This window comes from Bartonella propinqua (assembly GCF_047263965.1).
In the GTDB taxonomy this organism is placed as follows: domain Bacteria; phylum Pseudomonadota; class Alphaproteobacteria; order Rhizobiales; family Rhizobiaceae; genus Bartonella.
This window is the reverse complement of the sequence record NZ_JBLEBK010000027.1, coordinates 1-2133: the sequence shown is the minus strand read 5'-3', so window position 1 is coordinate 2133 and position 2133 is coordinate 1. Positions and strand designations below refer to the sequence as shown.

The window sequence follows — 2133 nt, the reverse complement described above, 5'->3', positions numbered from 1 at the left end:
GACCTCCTTAGTTGTTTCCTTTGAGGCTGTGGTGTCTGAAGCTGTGTTGGAAAAGATTCTGTACTCTCGGAAGATGCCTCCATATTTTTGAGACTTTCCAAGCGCTCTTCTAAAATATCAACTTCCTCATTCAGGTTTAGACCTGCTGAAATCAGACCTTGCAAAGCGGCATAAGCATAGACGCGGCAATCTAGAGCCTCGTTTCTTGCCTTCTCACTCTTTTGCCATTCTATCCGCTTAAAGCCTTTGAAATATTTGATGACCTTTTTTTCAGCTGTCAGCTGCTCGAAATATTCCTGATCGAGGTTTATATGAAAGTGCGTTGCACCCGCTCCTGAAGCCTCAGCACCCGATTTTTTGAACCGTGCTGTAATAATATCTTTGGCAGCATCAACCCCGATCACATAGAGATTAATCTGCCCTTTATTGTTCTTGCTCGGACGACGTGGCCAGACTGCACGCCAGCCTGCATGCCCCTTAATTCCCCATATGCGTCTCCCTTCACGAGGGCGCACATAATTATAAACCGCCTGTGTGTGACTGCCTCCTGTATCAATACAAGCCGCCGTGATCCTGATGCCATTTTTGTAACCTTGATGTGGCCAGCGTCTTGTAAGATATTCATCTAACTGATCCCACACTTCAAAGGAAGATGGATCACCAAGGATCACTTGATAATCAATATGCCAGCTTTCTTCACCACGCCCCCACCCCACGACTTCCAATTCTAACCGATCATTTTGTACGTCAATCCCCGCTGTCAACAACACAGCCTGTGGGGGTGCAATGGAGTAATCTTCACGCCGTGCATAAAGGCTCTCAGGATCAACAACTTCACCCGTTTTATCTTCCCAAGGTTCGCCAAGGACAGTGTTAACAAAAGGCTGCAAAAGCGCAGGATCATCTTTAGCATCTAAAAATTCACGCGCACATTCTCCCCATGTCAGCCATGGAGAATAGAGTGCTGAAATATGATAAGAGCGTAAATTGGGTCGGCTTGACTCACTGGTGGGAACCCAACATGCCCCCCGTTCTTCAGACATCAAATCTGCTTTTCGGTGCTCTGCATGTTCATGTCCACAATGGGCACAAACAAAAACTGCCTTTTCGGGTGATCCTTTTGGCCACTTAATTTGCGACCAAACAATCGGCTGTAACACACCACACCCATCACAGGGGATGTTGTAATATCTCTGATCCCCAAGTACAAAATCTTTGGCTATACGGCTTGTGTCACGATGGGTAGGTGTAGACAATTTAAAAATCTTTCTTTGCACAAAAGTCGAGGTACGCTTTTCTGCAATCACCACGGGATCACCTTCATTATCCACGCTCAGAGGATAAGCATCGACTTCATCGAGGATCAAATAGCGAATAGGCATCGAACGCAGCCCAGCAGCACTGTTGGCTCCTGTCAGCATGAGAACACCCCCACTAAACTCTTTTGAAAACATCGTATTCCCACTGTCACGCGCGCGTGCTGGAGCAATGCGTGCACTTAAAGCTGGACTTGCCGTAATCATCGGATCAAGACGGGTTTTTGATAGTTTCTTTGCTGTCTCAACAGTCGGCATCACATAGAGTGCGGGGCTCGGACTATAATGGATAGCATAACCACAGAAATTTAATCCTGCCTCCGACATGCCAACCTGCGCCCCTTTCATCACAACCGTTGTTTCTATCGGCACATAAGAGGAAAGATTATCCATGATCTCGCGCAAATAGGGCGTACGCTTGGTTCTCCATAATCCAGATTCAGCACTTGCTACCGTACTTAAATACCTATTCTTGTCTGCCCATTCTGAAACCGTATAGGGTGGATCGGGTCGTCTGGCTTCATTGGCATGCGAAAAAAACTCTTTTACCGCACGATCATCATCCATTGTTCACTCACTCTTATTCAGAGGTGCTCAGATCATCATGATAAGGAACAGGAATATCAACGGCTTCAAGCAAAGCCTTTCGCATGTAATAATCAATCGCACCAATCAGGCTGGCTGCATCACACCCAATCTGGGCAGCAATGCTGGCACCGAAACGATGGGGAAAATTCAACATCGCATCACGATGTGCTTTTCCGAAATCATGCGCTGCTTTCTTCACTTCTTCCCGATCAACCGTTGTCTCACGCAA

1 protein-coding gene and 1 pseudogene are annotated in these 2133 nt (G+C 46.7%); both read right to left on the bottom strand.

What is annotated here, in order from left to right:
* The coding region (locus ACMFKV_RS07120) for a phage terminase large subunit family protein (RefSeq protein ID WP_413154914.1) at nt 1-1883 on the bottom strand (1883 nt) is incomplete at its 3' end.
* Nucleotides 1884-1896: 13 nt separating this feature from the next.
* Nucleotides 1897-2133: pseudogene (locus ACMFKV_RS07115) on the bottom strand (hypothetical protein); the annotation flags it as partial.